Origin of the sequence: Bradyrhizobium sp. NBAIM08 (genome assembly GCF_020193935.1) — a bacterium.
GTDB classification, from domain to species: Bacteria; Pseudomonadota; Alphaproteobacteria; order Rhizobiales; family Xanthobacteraceae; genus Bradyrhizobium; species Bradyrhizobium yuanmingense.
This window is the reverse complement of record NZ_JADYVR010000931.1, coordinates 1-405: the sequence shown is the minus strand read 5'-3', so window position 1 is coordinate 405 and position 405 is coordinate 1. Positions and strand designations below refer to the sequence as shown.

The following is a 405-nucleotide window of genomic DNA, read 5'->3' as shown; positions in this document are numbered from 1 at the left end:
GCGACGTCCTGCCCATGGAAGCTGCCGCAACCCCGCTCCGCCACCCCCGCATCACCGTCCTCGCCAACCGCGTGCTGGTCGACGGGTTGTCGATCGACGACGCGACGGTGGTCGACCTCGTGCGCGCCCGCCTGGAGGCTGGTGACGATCCGGCTCGCGTGATCGCCGACGCGCTGGAGATTGGAGCGCGCGTGCTGCACCGCGAGCAGACGGGCGCGAACGTCGAGTTCGTCAAGGCGGAGCTGGAGAAGACCGCGCGCGAGGTCCAGGGCGAGTTCGCCGACCGCTCCCGCGCGGTCGCCGAGGTCTTCGACCGCAAGTTCGACGAGGCGTTCGGGCCGGAGACCGGGCACGTCGCGCGGGTGCTCACGAAGCACTTCGGCGACGAGTCGTCGGTGGCGGTGC

1 protein-coding gene is annotated in these 405 nt (G+C 71.6%); it reads left to right on the top strand.

What is annotated here, in order from left to right:
* Nucleotides 1–14 precede the first annotated feature (14 nt).
* Nucleotides 15–405 (top strand): hypothetical protein (locus tag I6F37_RS42785; RefSeq protein ID WP_225154797.1); only part of this gene is annotated, 391 nt, incomplete at its 3' end.